Here is a 25,959-nt window from a genome sequence, read left to right as displayed (position 1 = left end):
GTGAAATTAGCCCTTGAGGTTTGAAGAAATTTAGAAGATAAATAAAAAAGTTTTCGGCAGGCTTTATTTGTCGAAAACTTAGGTAAAAGAAATGAATTTCGGCAACTGTCAGTTGCCGAAATTTTTCTATCTATAGTATTTGAATTGGTTTCTTAAACTCATCAATCGCCACAAAAGTAAAATCTCCGACAATCGCTTTCTCTCTTTCGTAAGAATACATTTGCTCGGTGTAGATTTCTACATTCACTTTCATACTCGTTTTTCCAACGTGTGAAACTTTTCCGATAAGCTCAACAATTGTTCCTGCAGGAATAGGTTTTTTAAAATCTATTTTATCGCTGCTTACGGTTACCACACGCTTTCTTGCAAATCTTGTTGCAGTAATAAAGGCAACTTCATCCATTAATTGCATGGCGGTTCCTCCAAAAAGGGTATCGTAATGATTGGTTGTATTAGGGAAAACGGCTTTGAAAATTCGGGTTTCCGATGATTGAATTCTTTCTTCTGTAGTCATATTTCATTATTAATTAAAGCGAAAATGAAATGATATTGAAACCAAAAGAATTATCCAGAAACATGAAATTCCTGAAAAAGCTATGAGATCAATAAACTTCAAATCGCGAAAGTTTTTGTCTAAAGAAATAGGCAGGTCTCCTGACTTGTACCATCTTTATTCCTTCCCATGCTTTTGCACAGTGGTTTCTATAAAGACTTCGGTTACTTACAGTTGCGCGACAGTTCGTGATTTTCACACGATTCCCTTTTAATCTGCGGTTAAACAGAACCAGTTTCTTGAAAAGTATTAGCATGAAGCAATGTCTCAAAAGCTAAATACTTTTCGAGTGCAAAAATAAGAATAATAAACTAGACTTTTTAATTTTATTCAGGATTGGCGTAAACAATCTGACTGATGGCTCTTCCTTCTTTGATTGTCCAAAAAGTAGTGTATCGGTCTTTCCCTGAACCATTAATCATATAAAGAAAAATATGATCATCGTCAATGGAGGTTACACCCATATTTTCAAAATCCATCGTAGGCTGAAACATATTTTTGATGGCTTCTCTCACAAAAACAGAACCTCTTCCCGGTTGTTGTACACGTACCGATTTTACTTCCTTTAAATCTTCAGGAAGTTCTTTGCTGATGCCCCAAGGTTTTTGTTTGTCGATTTTAATGATGTTTCCTTCCGCATCTTTTTCCTGCTTTTTGAATTTTGCGCTTGAAGGATAAATATCAATCACCACTTTTGTTCTTTGAGCGGGTGGTATCTTTTGGTTGTTATTATCAGTAAAAGTAATCGATCTTCCGTTTTTAGATAATACCGGAGTAAATTTTGGGAGCTGATCGATAAATGCAATACGGCCTTTATTCACCATTCCTTCTTTATTAAGACTGTCGTATCTTACAAAAGGTTTTGGAAGCTCTTCTTTTTCTGGATATTTTATCCAGATCCATTCAGTTTCTCCGGGAGCAGGTTTTACATACACGAAAACGTCTCCTCTTTTCATCCTGATTTTGTCAACAATCTTACGGTAATCTTCTTTGTGTACACGCACCATTGCATAACCTTCTTCGGCTTTTACAACCCCAAAAGGAACTTTATCTTGGGCGTTGATCAAAGTACAAGAAAAAATACTGAATAGCGATAAATAGATTGCTTTGTAGATGAAAGTCATTGTAAATGAATATTTATGGCTCAAAGATATAAATTAAATATTTTTTGGAAGATAATAATACTGTTGCAATTCTTTTAAATCTTTAATTGGTTTTAAATGGCTATCAGAAAGAAGATAAATTTTATCCGAAATATCTATTGCTTGTTGAGCATTGAAATCTGAAATAATAAAGCCTTTTTCTTTGGAAATTTCTTTAATGATTTTCTTTAATTTTTCTGTGAATATTGGTGAAAGTCCGCTGTATGGTTGCTCAAGCAAAATAAATTCTGCTTTAGAATATATAATAATTAAAACCTCCATAAGTTTTGTTTCCCCGCCCGAAAGATTTCTTAAAGATTTATCTAAAAAAGGTTGTACTAAATTCAGAGAATAAAGCTTTTCAGTGTTTTTAGAGTCGCAAAAAAGAGAAATTAATTTTCTGACTTTTATGTTTTTTGGAAACATAGGCTGTTGAGATAAATAAGCTATTTTATTTTTTCTGTCAGATTGTTTAGTAAGAATTTCATTATTTAATTTGATAAATTGAAAATCAGCTTTAATTGTTCCAAAAATAATTTGTAATAAAGTAGTTTTCCCTTCTCCTATTCTCCCTAGAACTCCAATAATTTTTCCTGTTTCACAACGTAAGTAAATATCTTGTAAAATTTTCTTTGACCTATAAGATTTTGTTAAGCTGTCAATATGTAATATGCTCATAAAAATTTTGTAATGATATTTATTGTTAAACTTAAAAAAAATGTTAATCCCCAAAGAAATAATCTTGAAAATCCAAAATTGGCAAAAAATAAATATTCTCTTTTAAATCTTAATTCATAAATAAAATAATGCATTAAAGGAAGTATAAGTAAAAAGCTTAATCCAAAGCTATTCAAATTAAAACCATTTGGAAAGCTAGCCAATAAAGAAAACAAAACTCCCGGAATAAGAAGTTTCCTGTAAAAGATCCACAATATTTTAAGATTGACAAGCATGTTCAAAAATAAGAATAAAGTTTTAATCACTTATTGAAGAATATTTTGTTATTTTTAAAAATATTTAAAAATATTTAAAAAAAACTAATTACATGATCAAAAATTTACTCTATTTATTTCTCTTCTTATTAGGAACTACTTTTTATCAGGGAAAAAGCATGCCTGATAAAACAAAGCCTGAATTTTTCTGCGATCTATTGGCTCCGGCAAATGTTACTATGACAAGTATTACACATACAGCAGCAACAGTGAGTTGGGCAAATGATCCGAATACTTCAAATTATACTTTACGATACAGACCCGTCGGAAATTTTCCGTGGAGCTCACCACCTGTACCGGGAAACCAGAACTTTTATAATTTGAATGGTTTAATGCCATGCACAGCGTATGAATTACAGATTGCTAAACTTTGTAATAATGTTCAAGGTGCGTGGTCAACTTTAGTGGTTTTTAATACAAAACTCAATTATTGTACATCAGAGTCAGCAAATTCAGGTCTTATGCATCTTTCGAATGTTACGATTACTCCTTCCTCAACTGGTTTATCCCAAATGATAAGCAATTCGGCTGCATCTTTATACACCGATTATCGTCCCGATGCTAGTCGTAAAGTTTATTTAACTTGGGGTTCTGCAAACAATATGATTTCTGCTACCAAAATAGGTGCAATCAATCCAAATGCAGCTTTTGTAGCGGTTTGGATCGATTTTAATGCAAATGGAACTTTCGAAACAAGCGAAATAATTATGAATCATACATCAAGTTCGGCAAATGTTAGTACAAATATGTTTAGCGTTCCGTCTTTAGCTTCGGTTGGCGGAAATATAAGTTGTGCTGTTACGATGAGAGTTATTTTTTCAAATACGGCAGTTACAAACGGTTGTGGTAATTTTGGGTACGGTGAGGTTGAGGATTATGATGTGTATTTATCAACAGAAGCTAATCTTGCAACAACTGAAATTAATAAAAATAAAGAAATCAGTATTTACCCAAATCCAACCTCAGATGTTTTGAGTATTTCAGGAATTTCCTCAGATATAGATTTTGAGATCTACAACGCTGCAGGACAAAAGCTAAGCGAAGGGATAACTAAGAATAAAACAGTGAATGTGGGTCATTTAGAAAAAGGAATATATTTTATTGTATTAAAGGAAAAAGAAAATTCAAGGTTTAAATTTATTAAGAAATAAAAGAATAGAGCGCCAGTTACAGCGCTCTATTTTTATATTAAAATGATTTTTTTAATCATTTCTAAGTTTTGCTTTCACATTATTTTTTTCAATAATTTTCCTTAATTCTATAATTTCACTTTGTGAAAAATATTTTTTCGGAACCATATTCATCGTCATTTTACTTTGATAAATCAAAAGCCAGTCTTTGGTTTCTTTAATCTTGTAGACTGTATTCCAAGCGAAATCTCCTTCGAAAGTTTCGCCTTTGGTCTGAACTTTTTCATCAGTGAAAGTATAAACAATCTCTTCCTGAATTTTCTTGTTAGAATAAAAAGCATTTTTCAAACGGAAATAAGATCGGATGATAATAAAAACAAAAACAGCAGCAAACCAAATCGATGCAGATTGTAAGATATTCTCTGTATCGCGTTCTGTATTATAAAAATTTAAACCCAAAAATATCAGGATAATAAAAGAGAAAATAATAATTCTCGGCAATGAATTCTTAATATTAAAATTCAAAAAATCTTTAAGCGTAATATGTGTTTTTACAGTCATTTAAAATTAATAATCAATAAAATAATTTGATAAATCGTTTGTGTATTCAAGCTTAAGCGACTTGTTCGCGACTCTTTGCCCTTTAAAATATTAGAAGTAGAAGATAATCTTTGCGTTGAAAATTAATTCAAAATTAGATCCTTTCCAATTCATCCGCATCAATCATCGTCTTAAAAGTACCGTAATTTACTGTCACTTTATTTCTCGATATTTTTTCAATCGTTCCCACACTTGTACTTCCGGTAATTCTCACGCGTTGCCCTTCTTTCATCCAGACAGCACGGTCTACTTTACGTTTTTCCTCGATCTTTTCGTTGGTTTCGGTAATTTTTTCGATGACATCTTCTTTCTTCAATTGTTGCGTAATTTTTCTTTTTACGACTTGAAGACGTTTAGACTCATCTTTATCGGCTCCAATCTTTCTGAATTTTTCCTGCTCCAGAATTTTCACAAAATCTTTCACAACATCTTTCCTCGATTTACCTTTTACATAGCTGTCGATAAAACCTTCTATTTTAGTTCCGAACTGTAGCTTACGATGTTCATCTTCATACAATTTCTGAAAATTGAATAACTTTTGCTGTAGCTGTTCGTTTAACTTTTGCAGATTATCACGCTTGTCTTCCACAGATTCTTTTCTTTCGGCAAGGTCGGTTTTCAGTTTTTCAACTTCGTATTTTTCCTGCTGAAGCTTTACAATCGTTTTATCTAAATTCACGATATCATGTTCCACTTTTTTCTTCGCAGAATGAATGATAAATCGCGGAATTTTATTCTTTTCAGCAACTTCAAACGTAAACGAACTTCCGGCTTGTCCGATTTCCAATTTGTACATTGGTTCCAGCGTTTCTTCATTGAAAAGCATTGCTGCATTTTGCGCGTTAGGAAGCTCTTCTACAACCAGTTTGATGTTGGTGTAATGCGTCGTAATAATTGCAAAACTCTTCTTGTCATAGAAAAACTCTAAGAAACTTTCAGCCAAAGCGCCACCTAATTCAGGATCAGATCCTGTTCCGAATTCGTCAATCAGTAAAAGGGTTTCTCCATCGGCCTCCCGGATAATTCCGCCCATTTTCTTTAATCTTGAAGAATAGGTCGAAAGATGATTTTCAATAGATTGATTATCACCAATATCTGTCATTATTTTATCAAAGAAAAACATTTCAGATTTTGGATGGGTCGGAACCAAAATTCCACTCTGAATCATTAATTGAAGCAATCCTACAGTTTTTAGCGTAATAGATTTTCCTCCAGCATTCGGTCCGGAAATACAGATAATTCTGTTGTGGTCTGTTAAAGCTAATGTCTGCGGGTAAATTGTCTTATTTTCTGCTTTATTTCTTAAAAATAATAAAGGATGAAAAGCTTCTTTTAATCGTAAGGTTCTGTGACGGTTGATTTTCGGTAAAACTCCGTTGACTAGCTCTGCAAATTTCGATTTTGCTCTCGTTAAGTCAAGATCGAAAATATACATTTGGTATCTCCAGAGCTGAGGTTGAAATTCTGCCAATTCTGCCGTTAGTTTTCTCAGGATCTTATCAATTTCCTTCTTTTCTTCTTCCTGGCTTTCTTTAAGTTTGAAATAATGTTTTACTACAGAATCTGGCTGCATGTAAGTGATAGAGCCAGTTTTTGAAAGTCCTAAAACTCTTCCTGCAACTCTTTTTTTGTATGCAGATTTTACCGCCAAAACTCTTTGGTCGTCAATAATTGTTTCTCGAATATCATCCAGAAATTCACTTTGTCCGTAATTGAATAAAGCTCTGTTGAAATTTTCTGTAATTGCTTTTTTAGCGTGTTGGATTTCAGCTCTCAACTCTTTCAGAATCGGGGAGGCCTCACTTTTTACTTCGCCAAAACGGTTAAAAACTTTATCAACTTTATCAATGATTTCCTTTTTAAATTCTAATGCAGAAACATCCTGAATCAGATTAGGAAAAGTTTCGGGCATGGTTGGAAAAAACTTTTGCAGTTTTCCGATTTGCTCCGTTAACGTTTTTATTTTGATAAAAGCTACGTTTTCCAATCGGTAATTCTCGATCAGCATTACTTTTAGTTCAGTTTCAATATCTTCATATTCATCAAACGGAATCGCATTTGAACTTTCAAAACTTGATAAATATTCGGAAGTTTTTTTCAATGAAACTTCAGCTTCGTCAATGTTCATCGGGCGAAGTTCAAGAATTTTATCTCTCGTTTTCGGAGAATATGCAAAAGGAGCAATTTCCGCGAGCAATTGCGGAAACTCTAATTCGTCTAAATCTTCTTTATTTATATACACAGTGCAAAGATAATTAATTTGAAAATGAATTAATTGGAGAATTTGAAAATGTGTTTTTTATTTTAAACCAGAAAAGTCACAAAAAACTTGCTTGAATTGTAAGAATCTTTAAAGTTTTCAAAAATGAAATTTATAGCTTTTTAAAAGCGAATATGTTTTTCTAAACCCATATTTATTAAACTTAAATTTATCTAATGTTTAAACTTTTATGCCTTTTGTGGTTAAAAGTTTTACTACATTTAGTAGATGAAACTTGAAACCGAAAGATTAGTTTTAAAACCGATTGACGAAAGCCACGTTGATGATATTTTAAAAATACGAAGTAATAACATCACCAATCAGTTTGTAAAAAGAATTCCTCCAAAAACAAACTATGACGCACTGGATTTTATCTTGACAATTAAAAAGAGAGTAGAAAACAAAGAAACATTTTATTGGGGAATTTCTTTAAAAGATCAAACAAATCTTATCGGAACGATTTGTTTATACCGATTTTCTGAAGACCGTAAGGAAGCTGAAGTAGGTTATGAGTTATTACCTGATTATCATAGAAAAGGAATCATGTCTGAAGCTTTGAAAGCCGTTTTGAATTTTGGATTTAATGAATTATATTTAAGTGAAATTTTAGCTTTCACCAATAAGTTTAATGAAAAGTCAAAGTCATTACTTCTAAAAAATAATTTTACTTTGGAAGAGAGAAGAGTGGATGAAGGTTTTCCTGAGAATTTGGTTTATAAATTGAGAAAATAACTTTTCCTTTGTCATTTCGACGAAGGAGAAATCTAAACTTTAAATTGAAAATGGGATTAGATTATTCTATAAATACTTTTGTGAAAAAAGAAAAACTTGAAAATTCTTTAAGTTGGCTTAACCAAAATTCTACAGGAGATGATAGAGTTGCTTTGAGATTGGATAATGGAGATTATGTTGATATTTTAGGAGATTATTTTAAGAATGAATCTCAAAAAATCAATAAGGAAAAAATAATTTATAATATCAATGATATCAATTTTTCTACTTCATTAATTTTTGATGTTGATCCTGAAATTTTTGCAACTTTCTATAACCCTTACTGTAGCGATCCCATTGCTGATTTTAAAGAATATTTTGAAGATAGGTATTTAGGAAATGGTAAGATATCTATAGGATTTTTTGATGCAAGTATTAATAAGCATAAAGATGATGACATTTATATGCTGAGTTTTGGAGCTGTAACTACAAAAATGAGTGCAATGTTGAACGAATCTCTTTCTGTGAGAAATTGGTTACATGAATTTTCAAAAATATCAGATTCAATATTAACTTTTATTTATTTGGAATCTTCCGGTGATAAGATAGTTTTTTATAAAGGGGAAAAAATAGAAATCCAAATTGAAGACGAAAAACGTAATATTAAATTAGAAGATTTAGAAGAGAATTATTTGGATGAATATTATAAGTTAACTCAACACCTTTATCTATAAAAAGCCTGTCACAAAGCAACAGACCTTCTCAATATTAACCAAATTTAATTGATTTGAAAGTATAAAGTTATTGATTTGGCAGAAGTTTAATATATTTGAAAAGGATTTTATAGATATGACTACCTGGACAGAAATTTTAGCCCCAATAAAAAACACGGAATATTTTACCCAACTTTGGGGAAAAGTAAAACAAGAGTACGCAACAACAAAAGTATTTCCTCCGAAAAATCAGATTTTCAGAGCGTTGGATTTAACTGCTTTTGAAGATGTGGAAGTAGTGATTATTGGTCAAGATCCTTATCATAATGATTTTCAGGCAAATGGTTTATGCTTTTCAGTTTCAGAACAGGTTAAAGCACCGCCTTCCCTTAAAAATATTTTTACAGAATTAAAAGATGATGTAGGAGTGGAACGTACTTCAAAAGAATTGGACGATTGGGCTAAACAGGGAGTTTTGTTGTTGAATGCAACGTTTACTGTTCGTGCACATTCTCCAAATTCTCACAAAGATTTGGGTTGGGAAAAGTTTACCGATTTTATCATTAAAGAAATTTCAGATAAAAAAGAAAATGTAGTTTTCGTTTTGTGGGGAGCTTTTGCACAGAAAAAAGCCGAATTGATTGATCCGGCTAAACATTTTATTTTAAAATCTGCGCATCCTTCACCTTTTTCTGTGTACAGAGGTTTTTATGGAAGTAAACCTTTTTCAAAAATTAATGAATATCTGGCTTCAAAAGGTAAGAAACTTATTTCATGGTAGATTGGTTTTGACTATCATCTTTAGTAATCTCAATCGCTATTTTATATTTCCCTGAAAGTGATTTTGTGCCTTCCTGAGCAGATGGATAAGGGGCAAGTTCTTTCAATGATATTGTATATCCGTTAAATGACTGCGTTTTGTGATAATCTTTACCCTTAACTTCAGCAGTTGAAAATTGTAAAATCATGGGTCTGCTCGTTGTGCTCATGAATTCAATATTGGCAACGGCAACTCCAGCCCAAACGCATTGGGTTCCTTCGGGACAACGGCTGTCTTCTGCGATACCTTTGAAAGTAACGTTCATTTGAAATTCTGGTAAAAATTTATTTTCGCCTTCACTGAAATAAATAATGTTGCCATCTTTTTTAAGAGGTGTTTCTTTCACAATAGTAGCTTGCTGGGTTGCAGTTTGTTTTGTGGTTTCTTTCTGCGCATTGCAGTTTACTAAGCTGATAATACTTAAACCAATTATTATATTTTTATACATTTCTATAAATTATATGACGTTAACGATGTCTAAAATTACAACTAGAAGCATTGCAATTCCTACCACTAAACTAAATCCCGTTCCGTAAATAAAACCAATAAAAGCTCCTTTTGTAGATTTTAATGCTTTGTTCATGTCTTTACTGTCGTGCAAAAGTTCACCAATAAAAACTCCGGCAAACATTCCAACCAAAAATCCTAAGGGAATTGGAAGGAAAATCCCAACAATGGTCCCGATAACCGAACCAATGCTTCCCCATCGTGTGCCTCCATATTTTCTGTTGGTTTTTGCAGGAATTACATAACTTAAAACAACAGAAGCAAGAGTAAGAATAACGAATGCCCAAATGTAAAGAACTGAAAGATCGGCATCTGTTCCGTATTTATAAATTAATAATCCGGCAAGACTTAAAACAAGCCCTGGTAAAACCGGTAGAAAAGTTCCTAAGATTCCCAGAATAAGTAAAACAATACTTAAAAACGAAATGATTGAGTGATCCATATTTATTGTAATAAAAAAAGTGACTTTGCAGCCACTTTTTAGGTATCAATTTTTAAGCCGATTTTTTAAAGGTTTAAAATTACGTATTGTAGAATTACTCCTGCGTTTCCAATATTTCCTGTAGCATGATTATGGAAACTTGTGTAATAAATGTATCCACTGTTTGTAGATCCAGAACAAGCTCCTACAGTTGCCCCTAAAGCCACCAAATAAGGAACTGTAATGGTAGGGACAGAAATACTGATCTGAATGTTTCCTGGAAGTGTAATACAAACGGTTGTAAATGTAGAATTGGGAGCATTACCAATTGGAGTTGCCGGAATTCCTGTTGCCGTAAAATGATTGGTTCTGATCATTAAAGCATTATTTGAGGAGGTTTCTTTTACTAAAACTTCCCAATAAGCAGGATCGTAGTTGGTGATTTTTTGCCATGAACTTAAATCAAAATCAATATTAACAGTATTGAATCCTAAAGCAGTAGATAATCCAACATTATTTACTGTTGCAGGAACTATTCCTGGAGTTCCTGTATTTTTTGAGCATAATTTTGTGTCCGGAACAAATCCTCCGGCAAGCGAACAGTTGTTGGTATTGTCTGTTCCGCCAACCAAATACGAAACATCCCAATCTGAAGCGTAGATACTTCCGCCGTTGGCAACAAAAATAGCTAAATTAGCATCTATTGCAGGGTAAAGTGATTGATTTACGCTGTAGTTTCTTGAACCGCAATTCAAAAAGATAATATCATACTGAGCAATTGTGTTGATGTTGGCAAGGTCTGCATTGGTGATTTCGGTGGAATTATAACCTAAAGTCTGGATAATGTCTTCAATTTTATCATACGTTCCTTTTACGTAGGCTATTTTTGCAACCTGATTCAGTTTTGTTTGGCTTACGTTCAGGTTGACGGTTTCGTTATTTTTTACTATAGCTGCAATTTCGGTCCGGAAATTACTACCATTACCAGTTTGGATATGGATGGTATGGTTTCCAACGGGAGCTTCTAAGGTAAAATTACCATCAGAATCTGAAGTGGTGTAGTAAATCTTGTATTTTTCGTCAAATGTGAAAATTGAGGCCCCTCCAATAGGTTTGGTACCATTTTGGGACATTACTTTTCCTGAAAGTTTGCCGGTTTTTATAGTATTGTCAACTTTAACTTCGGTGGGTGTTTCAGAATCTGATCGACACGATCCAAATGATAATAGAATAATGAAAATCAATAATAAGTTGAGATTTTTCATAAGAAATAGTTTTGTGGTTTAGAGTACTAAATTAACGATTTTGTTGTTAATTTGATTTTATTTTTGACATATTTTTATGTGATTGTTATTTATGATTGCTTAGTTTTGTTGAAAACTCTTATTTGATTAGGGTTGCGATACATCTTAATTTTATTAAATTTGTTATAAATGAAAGACGAAATAAAAGATACCAAGAGTTTTTTTCAGGAACTGAGTGAGCAGCTTTACATTAGTATAAGTAAAATTGCCCCTACAGGGCTCGATTGGGTGCTTCATATTATTGTTAAGCTCAGTTTACTTGTCGCACTTTTTTTGTTGTTGGATTTTATTTTTAAAATCACCATCAATTATATCTTTCGTTTTTTTAGAAATGAAAATAGATTTCCTGTTTTAAAATCTATCTATCGGTCTAAAATCACCAATTCTGTAGCACATTTTACAGCTTTGGCCATTGTAGGCTCTATGCACGAAGCTATTTTTGTAGGAGCATTAAAACAGACAACGATTTTTATTATCAGATCAGTAAATTTAGGATTGGTAATGATCCTTGCGGGAATGTTATATCGATCTTTAACAGCATTCAGAAATTATTTTACGATACAACAGGATTATTACAAAGTAATGGCGATTAATGCTATTTCCGAAACGGTAAAAATTCTTGGTATTTTTGTATTTACGATTGTGAGTATTTGTGTGGTTTTTGGGATTAAAGGAACTACAATTGTCGGAAGTTTAGGGGCGATAACGGCAGTTTTGGTTTTGGTTTTCAGAGATACAATCTTGGGTTTTGTGACCGGAATTCACGTTGCTACTTCTAAAAGTTTAAAAGTTGGCGACTGGATTGGAATTCCTAAATATAATATAGAAGGAAATATTTTGGATATCAGTTTGTTAACCACAAAAATTGCTAATTTCGATAAAACAATTTCTTCAATTCCAACGTACGATTTGTTAACGACTGAGATTAAAAATCTTCAGGTAATGTCTGAATCTAATACCCGAAGAATTAAAAAATCTATTTTCTTTAATATCAATTCGTTTAAATTTTTAAATAATGAAGAAATTGAACGTTTAAAAGAGATCAATCTTATATCCGATTATCTCAATGATAAAACTTCAGAGATCAATCAGGAGAAAGAATCAATACAGCATAAAGACAAGGTGATCAACGGAAGGCAGCTTACTAACGTTGGTGTTTTCAGACATTATGCCCAAAGATATCTAGAAAATGACCCCGAAATCGATAAAGAAAGTACAATAATGGTTCGTCAGTTGGAGATTACTACACAAGGGCTTCCGATGGAAATCTATTGTTTTACCAATGATTCAAATTGGCAGCGTTTTGAGCAGATTCAGGCAGATATTTTTGATCATCTATTGGTTGCCTCAAAAGAATTTGATCTTCAGATCATGCAAATCGGATTTCCAAAATAAATATTTTTAATTATTTTATTAAATCTTGATCGTGTTTACTGTAAACATTGTTTTACTATAGTTGGACTTGTACTCACAGGAAATTAAAAAAACATTTATAAAGCCACTTTCGAGTGGTTTTTTTATTTTTGTACTTTATTAATGAGGATATAAGATTTTGAGTTTAATTTTATCATAATTAAAATTCTAATTTTTAGCCTCAAACTTGAATAATACAATGACAAAACTAAGTGTAAACATTAATAAAATTGCAACGCTAAGAAATGCAAGAGGAGGTGAAACGCCAAGTGTGACTGAAGCAGCAATAAAAATTCAGGAATTTGGTGCACACGGAATCACCATTCATCCAAGACCTGATGAAAGACATATCACCAGAAAAGATGTCTATGATCTGAAGCCTTTGGTTACCACCGAATATAATATCGAAGGAAATCCTCACAGGGAGTTTATCGACATGGTTTTAGAGGTGAAGCCGGAACAGGTAACTTTAGTTCCTGATGCAGATGATGCAATTACTTCAAATGCAGGTTGGGATACCAAAAAACATTTAGATTTCCTTAAAGAAATTATCGCTGAATTTAAAAATGCAGGAATTCGTACGTCTATTTTCCTCGACCCTAATCCGGAGTTGGTAGAATATGCCGCAAAAACCGGAGCTGATAGAATTGAACTGTACACAGAGGCATACGCAAAAAATTATACAGTCAATAAAGAAGAAGCCATTAAACCTTATTACGAAACGGCTGTAAAAGCGGCTGAATTTGGTTTAGGAATTAATGCAGGTCACGATTTAAGTTTAGAAAATTTAAAGTATTTCGCGGACAATATTCCGAATCTTTTGGAAGTTTCTATAGGCCATGCTTTGGTTTCTGAAGCGTTATATATGGGAATGGAAAATACGGTTCAGTCGTATTTGAAGAGATTGGCAAAATGGTAGAATTAGAAACTAGAGGTTAGAAATTAGAATTGCAGACTGTTTTACTAACTTCTAACTTCTAATATCTAATTTCTAACATCTTAATTAAAAATTATGGAAGTTTTACATTCAAAAATATTTGGCGAAAATATATCGTCAACACCGCTTTTAGTATTTCATGGTTTATTTGGAATGCTAGATAACTGGGGAAGTTTCGGGAAAGAATTAGGTGAGCTTTTACCGGTTCATTTAATTGATTTGAGAAATCATGGCAGAAGCTTTCATTCTGAAGAGATGTCGCATGATGATTTGGCAGATGATATTGCCAATTATATGAATCATTACGGAATTGAAAAAGCTCACGTTTTAGGACATTCTTTAGGTGGAAAAGCGGTGATGCAGTTCGCAATCAATTATGCGGAAAAAGTAGAGAAATTACTTGTTGTAGATATTTCTCCAAAAGCTTATCCGCCGCATCATCAGGGAATTATCAAAGCGTTGGAAACTGTAGACTTCAATACGGTTGCTTCTAGAAATGAAGTTGAAGCGGTTCTGACTCAATATATTCCGGAGAAATCTACAATTCAGTTTTTAGCAAAAAATTTGTATTGGGAAGAATCCGGTGATAACAAAAAACTTAACTGGAGGTTTAATCTGAAAACGCTTTCGGAGAAATACAATGAATTTGTTTCGAATGCGATCAAATATGGCGTTTTTCAGGGTGAAACCTTATTTATTGCCGGTGAAAAATCAAATTACATTTTGCCACAGGATGAATTTTCAATCAAACAGCAGTTTCCAAAAGCTCAGTTTGTGAAAATTAAAAATGCAGCGCATTGGGTTCAGGCAGATAATCCGGTAGATTTTGCAACTGTAGTAAAAGATTTTTTAAATATAAATAACTAAACAGTTTACTTAAGGAATGTTAAATTTTTCCCAATTATTTTATTTTTAAATATTGTGAATTATTTTATTGTACCTTAGTTTTGTCAAGTTGATAAGGATATTTGTTTATGTAAAATTATTTGCGAAATAAATTTAATTTTATTGCGAATATCAAAATGTTTAACTTGAATTTAGTAAGAAATTCGTATTTAACAAATTTATATTAGAAAGGAAACTTAGCACGTAGGTTTCCTTTTTTTATGGTCTGATATAACTGAATAATTATGAAAATCTAATGAGTTTTGACTGAAAAAGTTGCAAATTTGCAGAAGTTGTTTTTCAGTTGAATTTTAACGAAAATCAATTTTATAAAAAATAATATCGACTAAATTTAGTGGGTCACCAATTAGAATTAAATTCATGGTTTTTGTAACAGGAGCAACAGGAATTTTAGGCAGAGTCATCGTTTTAGAACTTTTGAAAAAAGGTAAAAAAGTACGTGCTGCAAAAAGACCTTCAAGCAACATCAACGAAGTAAAACATTCTTATCAGTTTTATACCGAAAATCCCGATGATTTTTTCAATAAAATCGAATGGATCGATGTTGATTTTGATGATATTAATGCTGTTGAATCTGCCTTAAAAGATATTACCGAAGTTTACCACTGTGCTGCAAAAGTAAGTTTTCATCCGAAAGATGAGAAAGAGATGTATCATACCAACATCAAGGCTACTGAAAATCTTCTGTTTGCTTGTGAAAACTCCACAGTAGAAAAATTTCTTCACGTCAGTTCGATTGCTGTGCTGGATTTATTTAATGAAAAAGGTGAGCTGGACGAAAGTTCAGATTTTAATCCTAAAGAAGAACATTCTGCTTATGCGATTTCAAAGCATCTTTCTGAAATGGAAATCTGGAGAGCTTCTGCTGAAGGTTTAAACACAATTATCATCAATCCCGGAATGATCATCGGAACAGGAAACTGGGGAAAAAGCAGCGGAGATATTTTTCCGACTTTTGAGAACAACAGTTTTACTTTCTCGGGCGGAACAAGTTATGTTGACGTAAGAGATGTAGCCGAAATCTCGATCCAGCTTATGGAAAATAATGTTTTCGGTGAACGTTTTATCATCGTTTCGGAAAATAAAAAATACGCTGATCTTGGAAAACAGATCAGAACAAAATTAGGCTTGAAAAATGCTAAAATTCTTTCTAAAAGTACCTTGAAAATCGGTAGAATTGCCAATTTTCTTTTCGGGTGGATTTTTCCTCAATTGAAAATGGCTACAAAATCAAACATTGATGCCGTTTCTTCTCTTAATTTTATTTCTAATCAGAAGATTAAGGATAAATTGAACTTTGAATTTATTCCGGTAGAGGAAAGTATCGATTTTCATCTCAACAATTATATTAACGACAAAAAGCTGAACAAAAAATAATGAATCTTGCAGAGGCAATTATTAAAAAAAATATAGAAAAGTATCCTTTAAAATCGGCAGTAGGTTTCAAGAAAAAGGAAGGCTGGAAAGAATTGAGCTGGAAAAAGTTTGGCGAAATTGTTTATAAAACGGCCAATGCGCTGAAAGATTCGGGTGTTGGGGAAAATGATAAAGTAGCGATCTATGCCGAAAATTCTGCAGAATGGATGATTTTCGATTTGGCGGGCATGTCAATTGGTGCCATTACAGTCCCTATTTATTCTACCAATAATGCTGAACAGGCAGAATTTATATTGAAAGATTCGGGTGCAAAAATTGTTTTGGTTGGAGATCAGGTACAATATGACGGATGTCTTGAAATTTTGAAAAAAGAAGACGCAGATAATTATCTTAAAACAATTATTGTTTCTAAAAAAGCAGTCTGGATTAAGAAAGAATTCAGCAGTTTTTATCTTGAAGACTTTATTGCCAAATCTTCTCCGGAACTTGACATTATTTCTAAAAATGATGATGATTTAGCCACCATTATTTATACTTCCGGAACGACAGGAATGCCGAAAGGAGTGATGCTAACGCATGGAAATTTCACTAAAGCATTTGATGCTCATTTTGAATTTTTTAAATTTAAAAATTTTGAAGAAGAGCTTTCATTAGCATTTTTACCTTTAACTCACGTTTTCGAAAGAAGCTGGAGCTTGCTTTGTTTGTACGGCGGAGCAAGAGTTTATTTTCTAGAAGACCCGAAAAATATCGCCAAAGCCTTGGAAGAAGTGAAGCCAACGATGATGTGTGCGGTACCGAGGTTTTTCCAGAAGGTATATGCCGGAGTTTTAGAAAAAGCGGAAGAAGGTTCGTCATTAAAAAAGAAAATCTTTAACTGGGCTTTGGAAACAGGTAGACAAACCGGAGAATTAAGAAGAACTGAAAAAGAAATTCCATTCGGATTAAAAATAAAAGAAACATTTGCCGAATTGCTGGTTTACAGTAAAATTAAAGAGAAAATGGGCGGTAGACTTTGGTTTATGCCTTGCGGAGGCGCTTCCTTGTCGCCGGAAGTTACCCAGTTTTTTGAGTCGGTGAACATTCATCTTACTGTTGGTTACGGTCTTACGGAAACTACCGCGACTTTAACAGCTTTTCCATTCACAAATTTTGAGCACGGAAGTTGTGGAAAACCTTTGTCGGGTGTTGAAATTCGTATTGGTGAACAAGACGAAATTCAGGCAAAAGGAAACGGTATTATGAAAGGGTATTACAGCAAACCCGAAGAAACCGAAAAAGTTTTTACTCAGGATGGTTGGTTCAAAACCGGCGATGCCGGAAAGTTTGATGAAAAAGGAAATCTGTTTATTACCGACAGAATAAAAGATCTGATGAAAACATCCAATGGAAAATATATTGCCCCGCAAATGATCGAAAATTTGTTGACCAATAATAATTTTATCCAGCAGATTGTTTTGATCGCAGAAGGAAAACAATTTGTTTCTGCCTTGATTGTTCCTAATTTTGAATTTTTGAAAGAATATCTTCAAAAGAAAAATATCCCTTTTACCAATTGGGAAGAAATTGTAAAAAAGAAAGAAATACAAGATTTTTACAAGGAAAAAGTAAACGAATTTCAAAAGCATCTTTCTGACTTTGAAAAGGTGAAGAAATTTACTTTAATGCCTTCTGAGTTTGAAATTGGTACTGGAGAAATTACCCCAACTTTAAAAGTGAAAAGAAATATCGTGCTGAAAAAATATGCAGATATTATTGAAAAGATGTATTAATGTGAGGTTGAAATTTAGGTTGATACAAAAAATATAAAAATTAAAAGTTTAGTAATTAAACGATGACAACACAAGAATTTTTAGGAAAAAAAGAATTTAATATACAATCTAAAACGGTTTCAGAAAGCTGCCCGTCAAATATTGCCTTGATTAAATATTGGGGGAAGTATAAGGATCAGATTCCTGCAAATCCGAGTATCAGTTTTACATTAAATCACTGCAAAACAAATACTGAGATGGAGTTTGTTGCCAACGAAGCATTTTTTGTGCAAACTTTTCTATCAGGAAACGAAGAAGTAAAATTTGCCGAAAAAATTGAAAAATATTTTAAAAATATCGAGCAGTATCTTCCTTGGATTCTACAAGGAAAATATATCATTAAAACAGAAAACACATTTCCTCACAGTTCAGGAATTGCGAGTTCAGCATCAGGGTTTGGAGCGATTGCAAAATGTCTGATGAAATTGGATGAAAGTTTTTCCGGAAAAAAATCTGACGAAGAATCTTTAACAAAAGCCTCTTTTTTAGCAAGATTAGGGAGTGGAAGTGCTTGCAGAAGCCTTTACAACGGATTGGTTGTTTGGGGTGAATCTGATCAGGTAAATGGAAGTTCAGACTTGTTCGCAGTACAATATCCTAATACAGAAATTCATGATATTTTTAAAGATTTTAACGATTGGGTTTTACTGATTCATGAAGGAGTAAAAAGCGTTTCTTCTACAGTTGGTCATGGTTTGATGAATACGAATCCTTATGCTGAAAGAAGATTTCAAGAGGCAAGAGAAAATTTTGTTCCCATGAAAGAAATCTTGAAAAGCGGAGATATGCAACATTTTATAAAATTAGTAGAACACGAAGCATTGACGCTTCATGCGATGATGATGATGAGCGACCCTGCATTTATTTTAATGAAAACAGGAACTTTAGAAGTGATCAATAAAATTTGGGATTTCAGAAGAGAAACCGATTTACCTTTATTCTTCACTTTAGATGCCGGTGCAAATGTTCACTTACTATTTCCAAATGACGGTTCAGAAGAAAAAATAAAAACTTTTATCGAAGCTGAATTGCTGCAACATACTCAGAAAAATGGAGTAGTGAAGGATGTGATGAAGTTTTAGAATGAAAAAACATATTAATAGAAGCGAGCTTATTTAGTTCGCTTTTTTGCTTTTATATTATTAACTGAGAATAAGTTTTTGTAATGTTTTTTTATTAAATTTATTACTTATTTAAGCATACCGTTTGTCATTCCGTAGGAATCTAAGCAATCTCTAAGGTGTAAGAATAAAAATGGAACAACACAATGATAGAATTTTCTGAAGGTATTTATACATTCTATGTTTACATCCTTACAAATAAAAGAAAAACTGTTTTGTACACAGGTATTACAAATAATCTTCATAAAAGATTATTTCAACATTCTACCAAACAAAATGAAAATAGCTTCACAGCTAAATATAATGCTGAGTTTCTAATCTATTATGAAAAATTTGGATGGGTTCATAAGGCAATTGAAAGGGAAAAAGAGATTAAGAATTTCTCCAGAAATAAAAAATTAGAATTGATAAGATGTGTTAATCCCAATTTAGATTTTTGGAATCATTTATTTGAAATGTAATTATAAAATAGCTTAGATTCCTACGGAATGACAAATTGAGCATGATTTATTCTTCCTGGATCCATTTTTTTCAGAAGAGCTAAAGTGAATGTGAAATTTTATTGATTATCATCATTTCTGTTAATCATTTTTCTCAATTTAAAATAATAAAAAATCCACACCAAAAAGTTAACCCAGGGAATAATGATAACATATTCTTCGCCTGAAAACTCCGAAAGACTTGCAAAAATTGTAAATAAATAAAGAATGTATCCTGCGAAAAATGCCAGAAATGTAAAGTATTTATTTCTTCTGATTTGTCTGAATAGAATTAAAAAAGCGGGTAAATTAAGTAACGCTATTAAGATTTGAATTCCTATTGCGATTCCGTATTGCAAACCGCCAAAACAATTCATTTTTGGCCTTCCGTCTTCATAATGATTTGGAGTTTGCATATCAATAATAATTAAAAATCCAATCATAAAAATGGTTCCTGCCAAAAAACTGGCAAATATTCCTGAACCAATCAATTTTGCGATTTGCTTTTTCATATTAAATCAGAATCAATTTTATTGTACTGAAACATGCATTTGACATTCATAAAGTTTCTGAAAACTTAGTAGAAATAAATTTAGAAAAATAAAAATAATTAATTTGTTAGTTTAGAAATGATTTGCATCAAATTTGCAACCCAAATGATTATTCAATTAAAACAATTCAAATTCAGCATATCATATGGAGTTCAAAAATAATGAGTTTCTGAGTAATTTCTCAACCTATTTCAGAGATAAAAGAAAAACACTATTTCTATGTTTTTCTATTTTTTTTATCATTGTTTTTCTCCTTTTGAGTTTTTATGTTGTTGATTCATCCCCAAAATCTTGGGATCTTCTCGTTTCTCAGGAGTTGCAGGAAGAGCCAAGTGCCATTTTAGATGTTTTGATGAAAGGTTTCAGTTGGCTGGGAACTGTTTATGTGGCAGCGATTATGGTTATTGTGTTTTCTATAATTTTCTTTGCATTCAAATATATTAAAGAAGCTTTTTTTGTATTGTCATGTCTTTTATCTGGCGGTGTAAGTTATGTTTTAAAAATGCTTATCGACCGTCCAAGACCTACTACAGATTTTGTAAGAATAGTTGAAGAAACACACTATCAAAGCTTTCCCAGCGGTCATGTTTTATTTTATACTGCTTTTTTCGGAACATTGATGGTGATTGCTATTTCTTCGAGTATTTTAAAATTATCCTGGAAAATAATGATTTCATCAATTTGTTTAGCAATGATTGTTTTGGGAGCTTTTTCACGTATTTATTTGGGAGCACATTGGTTTACAGATGTGATTGGCGGATTCATCGTTGGAGTTCTTTTTGTCATGTTTACAGGAAGTCTTTATCTCAGAAGTAAAAATAAATCGACTGAGATTCAATAAAAATATCTAATCTGGGTTTTTAGGGGTATTTATCAATCTTCAGTCACCACCGCATCACGCTCTCCGTCTTCTTCTTTTCCTTCTTCTATCATTTCCTCAGCTTCGGCTTTTTCTTCAGAATCAGCCTCTTCTACACGTTCTTCCTGATCATCATTGTGATGATCGATGAAAAATTCGCAATAGACAGGAAGATGGTCTGAACCGAAATTTTCTAATGTTTTTAAATCTTTGATGAAAATGTCTTCACTATGAAACATCAGGTCAATAGGAAATCTGAAAAGCCTGTATTTTGCATGAAAAGTAGACACAAAGTCATGTCCGACTCTAGGATCAATTAAATGACTCGTCTTTCTGAATAAAATGGAAGATTTAGACCATGCAACATTATTGAAATCACCTACAACGATCACCGGTTTTTTTATTTCGGTTACTCTTTTGGCAACACTGAGAATATCACCATCTCTTTCTTTTGAAGTTTCTTCTTCGGTCGGACTTGGCGGTGGAGGATGAACTCCAAAAAATACAAATTCAAAACCATCTTCGGTTTTTAAATGTGCTTCAATACTCGGAATGTCATCCGCTACAAAATAATGCGTTTTTGATTCTTCAATTTTTATTTTAGAATAAAAATGCATTCCGTATGTATTTTCAAGCGTAACTTTATGTTGGTAAGGATAATCTTTTTCTAAAGCCTGCAGCGCTTTTTCCCAATTGCCATTGCTTTCCATTGTTAAGAATATCTCAGGTTTATTTTTGTTGATTAATTGAATAAACTTTTCAAAATCTGTATTAAACTGATAAACATTGGCAGAAATGAAATGATATTTTTTTGAAGAGTTCTTTGTTTGTGGATGTTTTTTGACTTTATAAAGCGGGGTGTATTTAATTAAAGTAATCCCATGATAAATAATCATAGCCAATAATAAACCTTGCAGATACCAGAAATATTCTGTTTTTTCGATGATAAATCCGAAAGCGAAAGTGATGATTGTAAAATAAGTGATCTGAATTTTACCAAAATCGGGAAAGCGAAAAATCCAATGCGGGCTCGGAATTTTCGGTAAAATGGTTAAAATCAGTAATAAAGCACTTAGAACAAGGTAAGTTTCCCACATATTTCTTCAGATATAAAATAAAAATAAGTTATTTTCAGGTAATTTCGTGCCAGTTTTGATTTAAATAGCGCTGTTAAACCATATATTTTTTAATTTTAAAGTTTAAATTTCGTAGTATGGGAAAGATTATCATCATTCTATTGCTTTTAAGCTCGTTTTGCTTCGGACAGAAAACGGACAGTGATTTAGTGAAAGAAAGTGTAGAAAAGCTTTTACAGGAATGAAAAATGCAGATACGATCATGATAAAATCTGTTTTTGCAGATAATGCAATTTTACAAACGATAACAAAAAGCGATGTGGTGAAAACAGAAAAACTACAAAATTTCTTATCTTCTTTTTCTAAGTTATCAAAGAATGATGCAGACGAAAAGATTAAATTTGAAGCGATTAACATTGATGGAAATTTAGCGAGCGTTTTTACACCGTACGAATTCTATTACAAAGGAAAATTTTCACATTGCGGAGCCAATAGCTTCCAGTTAGTCAAACAAAATAATGTCTGGAAAATTCAATATTTAATCGATACAAGAAGAACAAACTGTAATAAATAATTTAAAAATGAAAATTCATCATATTGCCATCATTTGCTCAGATTACGAGGTTTCAAAAAAGTTTTATACTCAAATTTTAGGTTTAAATATTATCCGTGAGGTTTATCGTGAAGAAAGACAATCTTATAAATTAGATTTAGCCATCGGAGATCATTATGTGATTGAGCTATTTTCTTTTCCTAATCCTCCGCAACGACCTTCAAGACCGGAATCTTGTGGCTTAAGACATTTGGCATTCTCTGTAGAAAACGTGAACGAAAAACGTGAAGAATTAATTCAAAAAGGATTAAATTGTGAAGAAATCCGAATTGATGAGTTTACTGAAAAAGAATTTTTCTTTACACAAGACCCGGATGATTTACCGCTGGAATTTTATGAGAACTAAAATCAATTATCGTTGATCAATCATCAATTATAATTAATGTGCATAACCCGTAAAGAAACTCACCGCCATAATTGCTAAAACAATTGAAGATATGATCACATAAACGTAATCTTTTTCTTTAAGGTAACCGATTAATGCGAAAATAATTCTCATCAATGGTGTGAAAATTAGCATCAGAATTCCCAATTGAATGATGGCCATCCCTTCACCTTTGCAAAGTGTTTCCCAAAAATGACTCCAGACTTTCTCTGAAGAAGTTCCCATGTCAAGAAGCTTGTATTTTCTGGGCATTTGGAAACCTTCCATGAAAAGCTTCACGAAACCAACCAGCGAAGTGATAACCGATAAAATAACGCCCAAACGAAGGAGATTCCCAACAGAACGGTTAAGATCAACATCTGTAAAATCTTTTCTCATGAGAAATTGCTTCTAATACCGTTATACATCATGTAAACTGAAAGAATTGTAATAACAATTGCGAAAAATGTCTTCAGTTTCTTTGTTTTTGAAACCATTAAAGTCTTAGATCCTATAAAACTTCCAACCACAACACCCACTAAAACAGGCGCTACAATTACGGGGATAATTTCTCCTCTCTGGAAATAGATTAGTGAACTTGCAACGGCAGTTACTCCAATCATAAAGTTACTGGTTGTTGTAGAAACTTTGAAAGGCAGTCTCATCATATTATCCATTGCCAAAACTTTCAAAGCCCCGGAACCGATTCCTAAAAGTCCTGACATTGCTCCTGCAAACATCATCATGAAAAATCCGGGAATGGTATTTCTTGCTGCATAGTTTTTCACAACACCTTTATCGGGAAAAGTACCATAAAGCTTGAGCTTATCTTCAACACTTCCTTTAATTAAAGCTTCCTGATGATCGGGTTTTCCTTTTAGATTTAAAATAACCGTAAGCAAAAGAATACTTGCGAAGATGATCCCGATGGTATTAGGATTCAGCATTCCGGAAACCAAAGCTCCCACAATTGCTCCTGAAGTGGTTGCAATCTCCAGAAACATTCCGATCCTCATATTGGTAAAGCCTTCTTTTACGAAAGCAACGGCAGCTCCGGAAGAAGTTCCGATTACCGAAATCAATGAAGCACCAATTGCATAATGCATAGGAACACCGAAACCAAGCGTTAATAAAGGGATAATGATAACTCCACCTCCCAAACCGGTGAGCGAACCTAAAAGCCCGGCCGAGATAGCGCCAAGAAAAAGAATAATGATCTCCGACATGCTACAAATATAAAACTATTGCGGTTTTCAGGCAAACATTAACCCAAGATTATTTTTTGCCGTATTTTTGCAAAAATAAAATTCAAAATGAAGTTATTTTATATGATCCTCGGTGCAACGCCAAAAGGTAGAAATATAGAACAGCATGATGTTTTCTTTGGTATCGCTGAAAGTCTCAAAGATTTAGTTCCGGATATTAAAGATTTCTGGAAAGAAGCCGACGGAAAAATTCATCTCGACTGTTATCAGGAAGTGAAATTTGCAGATGGTTTTGAAGTGAAAATCGTAGAAAAAGGAGAAGAAGTTTCAGAAAATCAACTGTATTTTATCAATTTGGGTGGTTATAAAAAAGGATATTTTGAAGAGTTTCACGAGCAACATTTAATGGTTGGAACTTCAATGGCTGAAATTGTGAAAAAAGCCAAACAGACCGAGTTTTATAAAACAATGGGATTTGAAGGTGCGGTAAGTCATATCGATGATAAACACGGTGTTGATATTGATGATATTTTTAATGTCAACGATATTCTACCCGAAAAAATGAAAGAAAAATATTCAATTTTTTTAGTGAAGTCTGATGCCGAAAATCAGGAAAATCTGATGGGATTGGGATATTTGAAAATTGATAAAATTTAGATGTTCTAATGTCATTGACTTCGTCGAATCTTCGATTTCTGAACGAAACGTATTGGAGTGAAGAATCTCAAATATTCAATGTAGAGATTTCTCCTTCGTCGGAATGACAATTTGGATGTTTAAAAATTTAGAAAAAATTAAATCTAATAGAAAAAATTAAAGAAAGAAATGAAAATAGGAATTTTGGGAGGCGGACAGCTGGGCAGAATGTTGATTCAGGAAGCGCTGAAGTATGACGATGAATTTTACACTTTAGATCCGGCTGCAGATGCGCCTTGTCATAATATTTCGCATTTTACGCAAGGGAGTTTTAATGATTACGAAACCGTTTTGAATTTCGGAAAAGATAAAGATGTAGTAACGATTGAAATCGAACATGTAAATGCAGATGCTTTGGCAGAACTTGAAAACCAAGGGATAAAAGTGGTTCCGAATGCGCAAATCATTAAAACCATTCAGCAAAAAATTCTTCAAAAGCAATTTTATAAAGCTCATGATATTCCAAGTCCTGATTTTGAAATTATGGATGGGAGTTCAGATGAAATAAAAATACCACTTCCTTTTGTACAGAAAATGAATACGGGAGGTTACGACGGAAAAGGAGTTCAGGTTATCCGTACGAATGAAGACATGAAGAACCTTTGGATTAAGGATTCTGTTCTTGAAAAACTAGTTGATATAGACAAAGAACTTTCGGTAATTGTTGCCAAAAACGAAAACGGAGAAACTCAAATTTTTCCTGTAACGGAAATGGTTGCCGATCCTAAATTAAATTTGCTTGATTTTAATATTTGTCCGGTTTTTTTAAGTGAAGACATTGAAGATCAAATCGATTCAATTACCGAGAAATTTCTGAATGCCGTAAATTCTCCGGGACTTTTTGCTATTGAATTATTTCTGGATAAAGAAGGAAAAGTTTGGGTCAATGAAACCGCGCCGAGACTTCACAATTCAGGACATCAAAGTCAGGAAGGAAATGCCAATTCGCAATTCGAGCAAATGTATCGTGTGGTAAAAAATCTTCCTTTGGCAGATACTGATGCCGTTATTTACAGCGGAATGCTGAATTTGGTCGGTGCAGAAGGGTTTTCAGGAAAAGTAATTTATGAAGGAATGGAAGACGTTTTAAAACTTCCGGAAACCTATATTCACCTTTACGGAAAAACAGAAACCAAGCCCGGAAGAAAAATGGGACACATCAATGTTTTGGCAGAATCCAGAGAAGAGTTGATGGAGAAACTGATCCAAGTAAAAGCGATGGTAAGAGTGATTGCTTAACGTTTTGAAATATATTGAGAAAGACTGCCCAAAAGCAGTCTTTTTTTATTTAATTTTCGGCTGATCAATCGTCCACTTTTTCTCCGTTGAATTCAACAATAAATAAGACCAGCTAAACCGGCGTCATATATCAATACATGAAATCATTGTTAAAAATAG

General features: G+C 32.8%; 28 protein-coding genes and 1 riboswitch. Of the genes, 16 read left to right on the top strand and 12 right to left on the bottom strand.

The window, feature by feature from the left end; all coding sequences use genetic code 11:
• Positions 1 to 130 precede the first annotated feature (130 nt).
• From B5X64_RS04170 to B5X64_RS04160, 3 genes are all read right to left on the bottom strand, one after another.
• Positions 131 to 514 carry an acyl-CoA thioesterase gene (locus B5X64_RS04170; protein ID WP_074229813.1) on the bottom strand — a complete coding sequence of 128 codons (384 nt, stop codon included), beginning with the start codon at positions 512 to 514 and terminating at the stop codon, positions 131 to 133.
• A gap of 113 nt (positions 515 to 627) precedes the next feature.
• Positions 628 to 804, bottom strand: a riboswitch (cobalamin riboswitch).
• 75 nt (positions 805 to 879) lie between these two features.
• Entirely contained in the window at positions 880 to 1,677 is a 798-nt protein-coding gene (locus tag B5X64_RS04165) for an SGNH/GDSL hydrolase family protein (protein ID WP_079464061.1), read from the bottom strand.
• A gap of 33 nt (positions 1,678 to 1,710) precedes the next feature.
• Positions 1,711 to 2,373 carry an ATP-binding cassette domain-containing protein gene (locus B5X64_RS04160; RefSeq protein ID WP_079464060.1) on the bottom strand — a complete coding sequence of 221 codons (663 nt, stop codon included), beginning with the start codon at positions 2,371 to 2,373 and terminating at the stop codon, positions 1,711 to 1,713.
• 367 nt (positions 2,374 to 2,740) lie between these two features.
• Here B5X64_RS04160 and B5X64_RS04150 point away from each other — a divergent pair, with 367 nt between their 5' ends.
• A complete protein-coding gene (locus tag B5X64_RS04150) occupies positions 2,741 to 3,838 on the top strand; it encodes a GEVED domain-containing protein (protein WP_079464058.1) in 1,098 nt (365 codons plus the stop codon).
• A 51-nt stretch (positions 3,839 to 3,889) separates the two neighbouring features.
• On the opposite strand, the gene B5X64_RS04145 is transcribed toward B5X64_RS04150, so the two are convergent.
• Positions 3,890 to 4,378, bottom strand: a complete 489-nt coding sequence (locus B5X64_RS04145) for a YcxB family protein (RefSeq protein WP_079464057.1) — start codon at positions 4,376 to 4,378, stop codon at positions 3,890 to 3,892.
• A 133-nt stretch (positions 4,379 to 4,511) separates the two neighbouring features.
• Positions 4,512 to 6,659 (bottom strand): endonuclease MutS2, encoded by a 2,148-nt coding sequence (locus B5X64_RS04140; protein WP_079464056.1) that lies wholly within the window; start codon positions 6,657 to 6,659, stop codon positions 4,512 to 4,514.
• Between the two features lie 246 nt (positions 6,660 to 6,905).
• Here B5X64_RS04140 and B5X64_RS04135 point away from each other — a divergent pair, with 246 nt between their 5' ends.
• The 3 genes from B5X64_RS04135 to B5X64_RS04125 all read left to right on the top strand — a co-directional run bounded on the left by B5X64_RS04135 (position 6,906) and on the right by B5X64_RS04125 (position 8,882).
• A complete protein-coding gene (locus B5X64_RS04135; RefSeq protein WP_079464055.1) occupies positions 6,906 to 7,409 on the top strand; it encodes a GNAT family N-acetyltransferase in 504 nt (167 codons plus the stop codon).
• A gap of 80 nt (positions 7,410 to 7,489) precedes the next feature.
• Positions 7,490 to 8,122 carry a hypothetical protein gene (locus tag B5X64_RS04130; RefSeq protein WP_139377598.1) on the top strand — a complete coding sequence of 211 codons (633 nt, stop codon included), beginning with the start codon at positions 7,490 to 7,492 and terminating at the stop codon, positions 8,120 to 8,122.
• Between the two features lie 115 nt (positions 8,123 to 8,237).
• Entirely contained in the window at positions 8,238 to 8,882 is a 645-nt protein-coding gene (locus B5X64_RS04125; RefSeq protein ID WP_079464053.1) for a uracil-DNA glycosylase, read from the top strand.
• Here the strand turns inward: B5X64_RS04125 and B5X64_RS04120 are convergent.
• The 3 genes from B5X64_RS04120 to B5X64_RS04110 form a co-directional block, all read right to left on the bottom strand.
• Positions 8,869 to 9,369, bottom strand: a complete 501-nt coding sequence (locus tag B5X64_RS04120; protein ID WP_079464052.1) for a hypothetical protein — start codon at positions 9,367 to 9,369, stop codon at positions 8,869 to 8,871. The two genes, B5X64_RS04125 and B5X64_RS04120, sit on opposite strands and share 14 nt — an antisense overlap.
• A 9-nt stretch (positions 9,370 to 9,378) precedes the next feature.
• Entirely contained in the window at positions 9,379 to 9,870 is a 492-nt protein-coding gene (locus B5X64_RS04115; protein WP_079464051.1) for a DUF456 domain-containing protein, read from the bottom strand.
• A 65-nt stretch (positions 9,871 to 9,935) separates the two neighbouring features.
• Entirely contained in the window at positions 9,936 to 11,114 is a 1,179-nt protein-coding gene (locus tag B5X64_RS04110) for a peptidase associated/transthyretin-like domain-containing protein (protein ID WP_079464050.1), read from the bottom strand.
• 168 nt (positions 11,115 to 11,282) lie between these two features.
• Between B5X64_RS04110 and B5X64_RS04105 the strand changes: the two genes are divergently transcribed.
• The 7 genes from B5X64_RS04105 (at position 11,283) to B5X64_RS04075 (ending at position 19,179) form a co-directional block, all read left to right on the top strand.
• Positions 11,283 to 12,548 (top strand): mechanosensitive ion channel family protein, encoded by a 1,266-nt coding sequence (locus B5X64_RS04105; protein ID WP_079464049.1) that lies wholly within the window; start codon positions 11,283 to 11,285, stop codon positions 12,546 to 12,548.
• 217 nt (positions 12,549 to 12,765) lie between these two features.
• Positions 12,766 to 13,485 (top strand): pyridoxine 5'-phosphate synthase, encoded by a 720-nt coding sequence (locus B5X64_RS04100; RefSeq protein WP_079464048.1) that lies wholly within the window; start codon positions 12,766 to 12,768, stop codon positions 13,483 to 13,485.
• Positions 13,486 to 13,578: 93 nt separating this feature from the next.
• Positions 13,579 to 14,370 (top strand): alpha/beta fold hydrolase, encoded by a 792-nt coding sequence (locus B5X64_RS04095; RefSeq protein WP_079464047.1) that lies wholly within the window; start codon positions 13,579 to 13,581, stop codon positions 14,368 to 14,370.
• Between the two features lie 399 nt (positions 14,371 to 14,769).
• The gene (locus B5X64_RS04090; RefSeq protein ID WP_079464046.1) at positions 14,770 to 15,786 is read left to right on the top strand and encodes an NAD-dependent epimerase/dehydratase family protein; all 1,017 of its coding nucleotides are present in this window, start codon (positions 14,770 to 14,772) and stop codon (positions 15,784 to 15,786) included.
• A complete protein-coding gene (locus B5X64_RS04085; RefSeq protein WP_079464045.1) occupies positions 15,786 to 17,558 on the top strand; it encodes an AMP-dependent synthetase/ligase in 1,773 nt (590 codons plus the stop codon). Before B5X64_RS04090 ends, B5X64_RS04085 begins: the two co-directional genes overlap by 1 nt.
• A gap of 62 nt (positions 17,559 to 17,620) precedes the next feature.
• Complete coding sequence (locus B5X64_RS04080) at positions 17,621 to 18,679, top strand: diphosphomevalonate decarboxylase (RefSeq protein WP_079464044.1); 1,059 nt, start codon at positions 17,621 to 17,623, stop codon at positions 18,677 to 18,679.
• Between the two features lie 185 nt (positions 18,680 to 18,864).
• Entirely contained in the window at positions 18,865 to 19,179 is a 315-nt protein-coding gene (locus B5X64_RS04075; RefSeq protein WP_079464043.1) for a GIY-YIG nuclease family protein, read from the top strand.
• A 98-nt stretch (positions 19,180 to 19,277) separates the two neighbouring features.
• Here B5X64_RS04075 and B5X64_RS04070 read toward each other — a convergent pair whose 3' ends face one another.
• Positions 19,278 to 19,709: a hypothetical protein gene (locus B5X64_RS04070; RefSeq protein WP_079464042.1), complete on the bottom strand. Its 432-nt coding sequence runs from the start codon at positions 19,707 to 19,709 to the stop codon at positions 19,278 to 19,280.
• A gap of 184 nt (positions 19,710 to 19,893) precedes the next feature.
• On the opposite strand from B5X64_RS04070, the gene B5X64_RS04065 reads away from it, so the two are divergent.
• Positions 19,894 to 20,589, top strand: a complete 696-nt coding sequence (locus tag B5X64_RS04065; RefSeq protein WP_079464041.1) for a phosphatase PAP2 family protein — start codon at positions 19,894 to 19,896, stop codon at positions 20,587 to 20,589.
• Between the two features lie 32 nt (positions 20,590 to 20,621).
• Here the strand turns inward: B5X64_RS04065 and B5X64_RS04060 are convergent, their stop codons facing one another.
• Entirely contained in the window at positions 20,622 to 21,704 is a 1,083-nt protein-coding gene (locus B5X64_RS04060) for an endonuclease/exonuclease/phosphatase family protein (RefSeq protein WP_079464040.1), read from the bottom strand.
• A gap of 220 nt (positions 21,705 to 21,924) precedes the next feature.
• On the opposite strand from B5X64_RS04060, the gene B5X64_RS04055 reads away from it, so the two are divergent.
• Both B5X64_RS04055 and gloA2 read left to right on the top strand, forming a co-directional pair.
• The gene (locus B5X64_RS04055; RefSeq protein WP_228418732.1) at positions 21,925 to 22,257 is read left to right on the top strand and encodes a hypothetical protein; all 333 of its coding nucleotides are present in this window, start codon (positions 21,925 to 21,927) and stop codon (positions 22,255 to 22,257) included.
• 7 nt (positions 22,258 to 22,264) lie between these two features.
• Positions 22,265 to 22,642, top strand: coding sequence for an SMU1112c/YaeR family gloxylase I-like metalloprotein (gene gloA2 / locus B5X64_RS04050; RefSeq protein WP_079464039.1), 378 nt, complete (start codon positions 22,265 to 22,267; stop codon positions 22,640 to 22,642).
• Positions 22,643 to 22,675: 33 nt separating this feature from the next.
• On the opposite strand, the gene B5X64_RS04045 is transcribed toward gloA2, so the two are convergent.
• Together B5X64_RS04045 and B5X64_RS04040 are read right to left on the bottom strand one after the other, a co-directional pair.
• On the bottom strand, positions 22,676 to 23,059 hold the full coding sequence (locus B5X64_RS04045) for a DUF1634 domain-containing protein (RefSeq protein ID WP_079464038.1): 384 nt from the start codon (positions 23,057 to 23,059) through the stop codon (positions 22,676 to 22,678).
• Positions 23,056 to 23,886 carry a sulfite exporter TauE/SafE family protein gene (locus B5X64_RS04040; RefSeq protein WP_079464037.1) on the bottom strand — a complete coding sequence of 277 codons (831 nt, stop codon included), beginning with the start codon at positions 23,884 to 23,886 and terminating at the stop codon, positions 23,056 to 23,058. Before B5X64_RS04040 ends, B5X64_RS04045 begins: the two co-directional genes overlap by 4 nt.
• A gap of 87 nt (positions 23,887 to 23,973) precedes the next feature.
• Here B5X64_RS04040 and B5X64_RS04035 point away from each other — a divergent pair, with 87 nt between their 5' ends.
• Positions 23,974 to 24,522 carry a DUF1543 domain-containing protein gene (locus B5X64_RS04035; RefSeq protein WP_079464036.1) on the top strand — a complete coding sequence of 183 codons (549 nt, stop codon included), beginning with the start codon at positions 23,974 to 23,976 and terminating at the stop codon, positions 24,520 to 24,522.
• Positions 24,523 to 24,690: 168 nt separating this feature from the next.
• The gene (locus B5X64_RS04030; protein ID WP_079464035.1) at positions 24,691 to 25,800 is read left to right on the top strand and encodes a 5-(carboxyamino)imidazole ribonucleotide synthase; all 1,110 of its coding nucleotides are present in this window, start codon (positions 24,691 to 24,693) and stop codon (positions 25,798 to 25,800) included.
• The last annotated feature ends 159 nt before the right edge of the window (positions 25,801 to 25,959 follow it).

The organism is Chryseobacterium balustinum, from assembly GCF_900168205.1.
GTDB classification, from domain to species: Bacteria; Bacteroidota; Bacteroidia; order Flavobacteriales; family Weeksellaceae; genus Chryseobacterium; species Chryseobacterium balustinum.
Note: the sequence above shows the minus strand (reverse complement) of the source record. Positions and strands in the feature narration are given on the sequence as shown.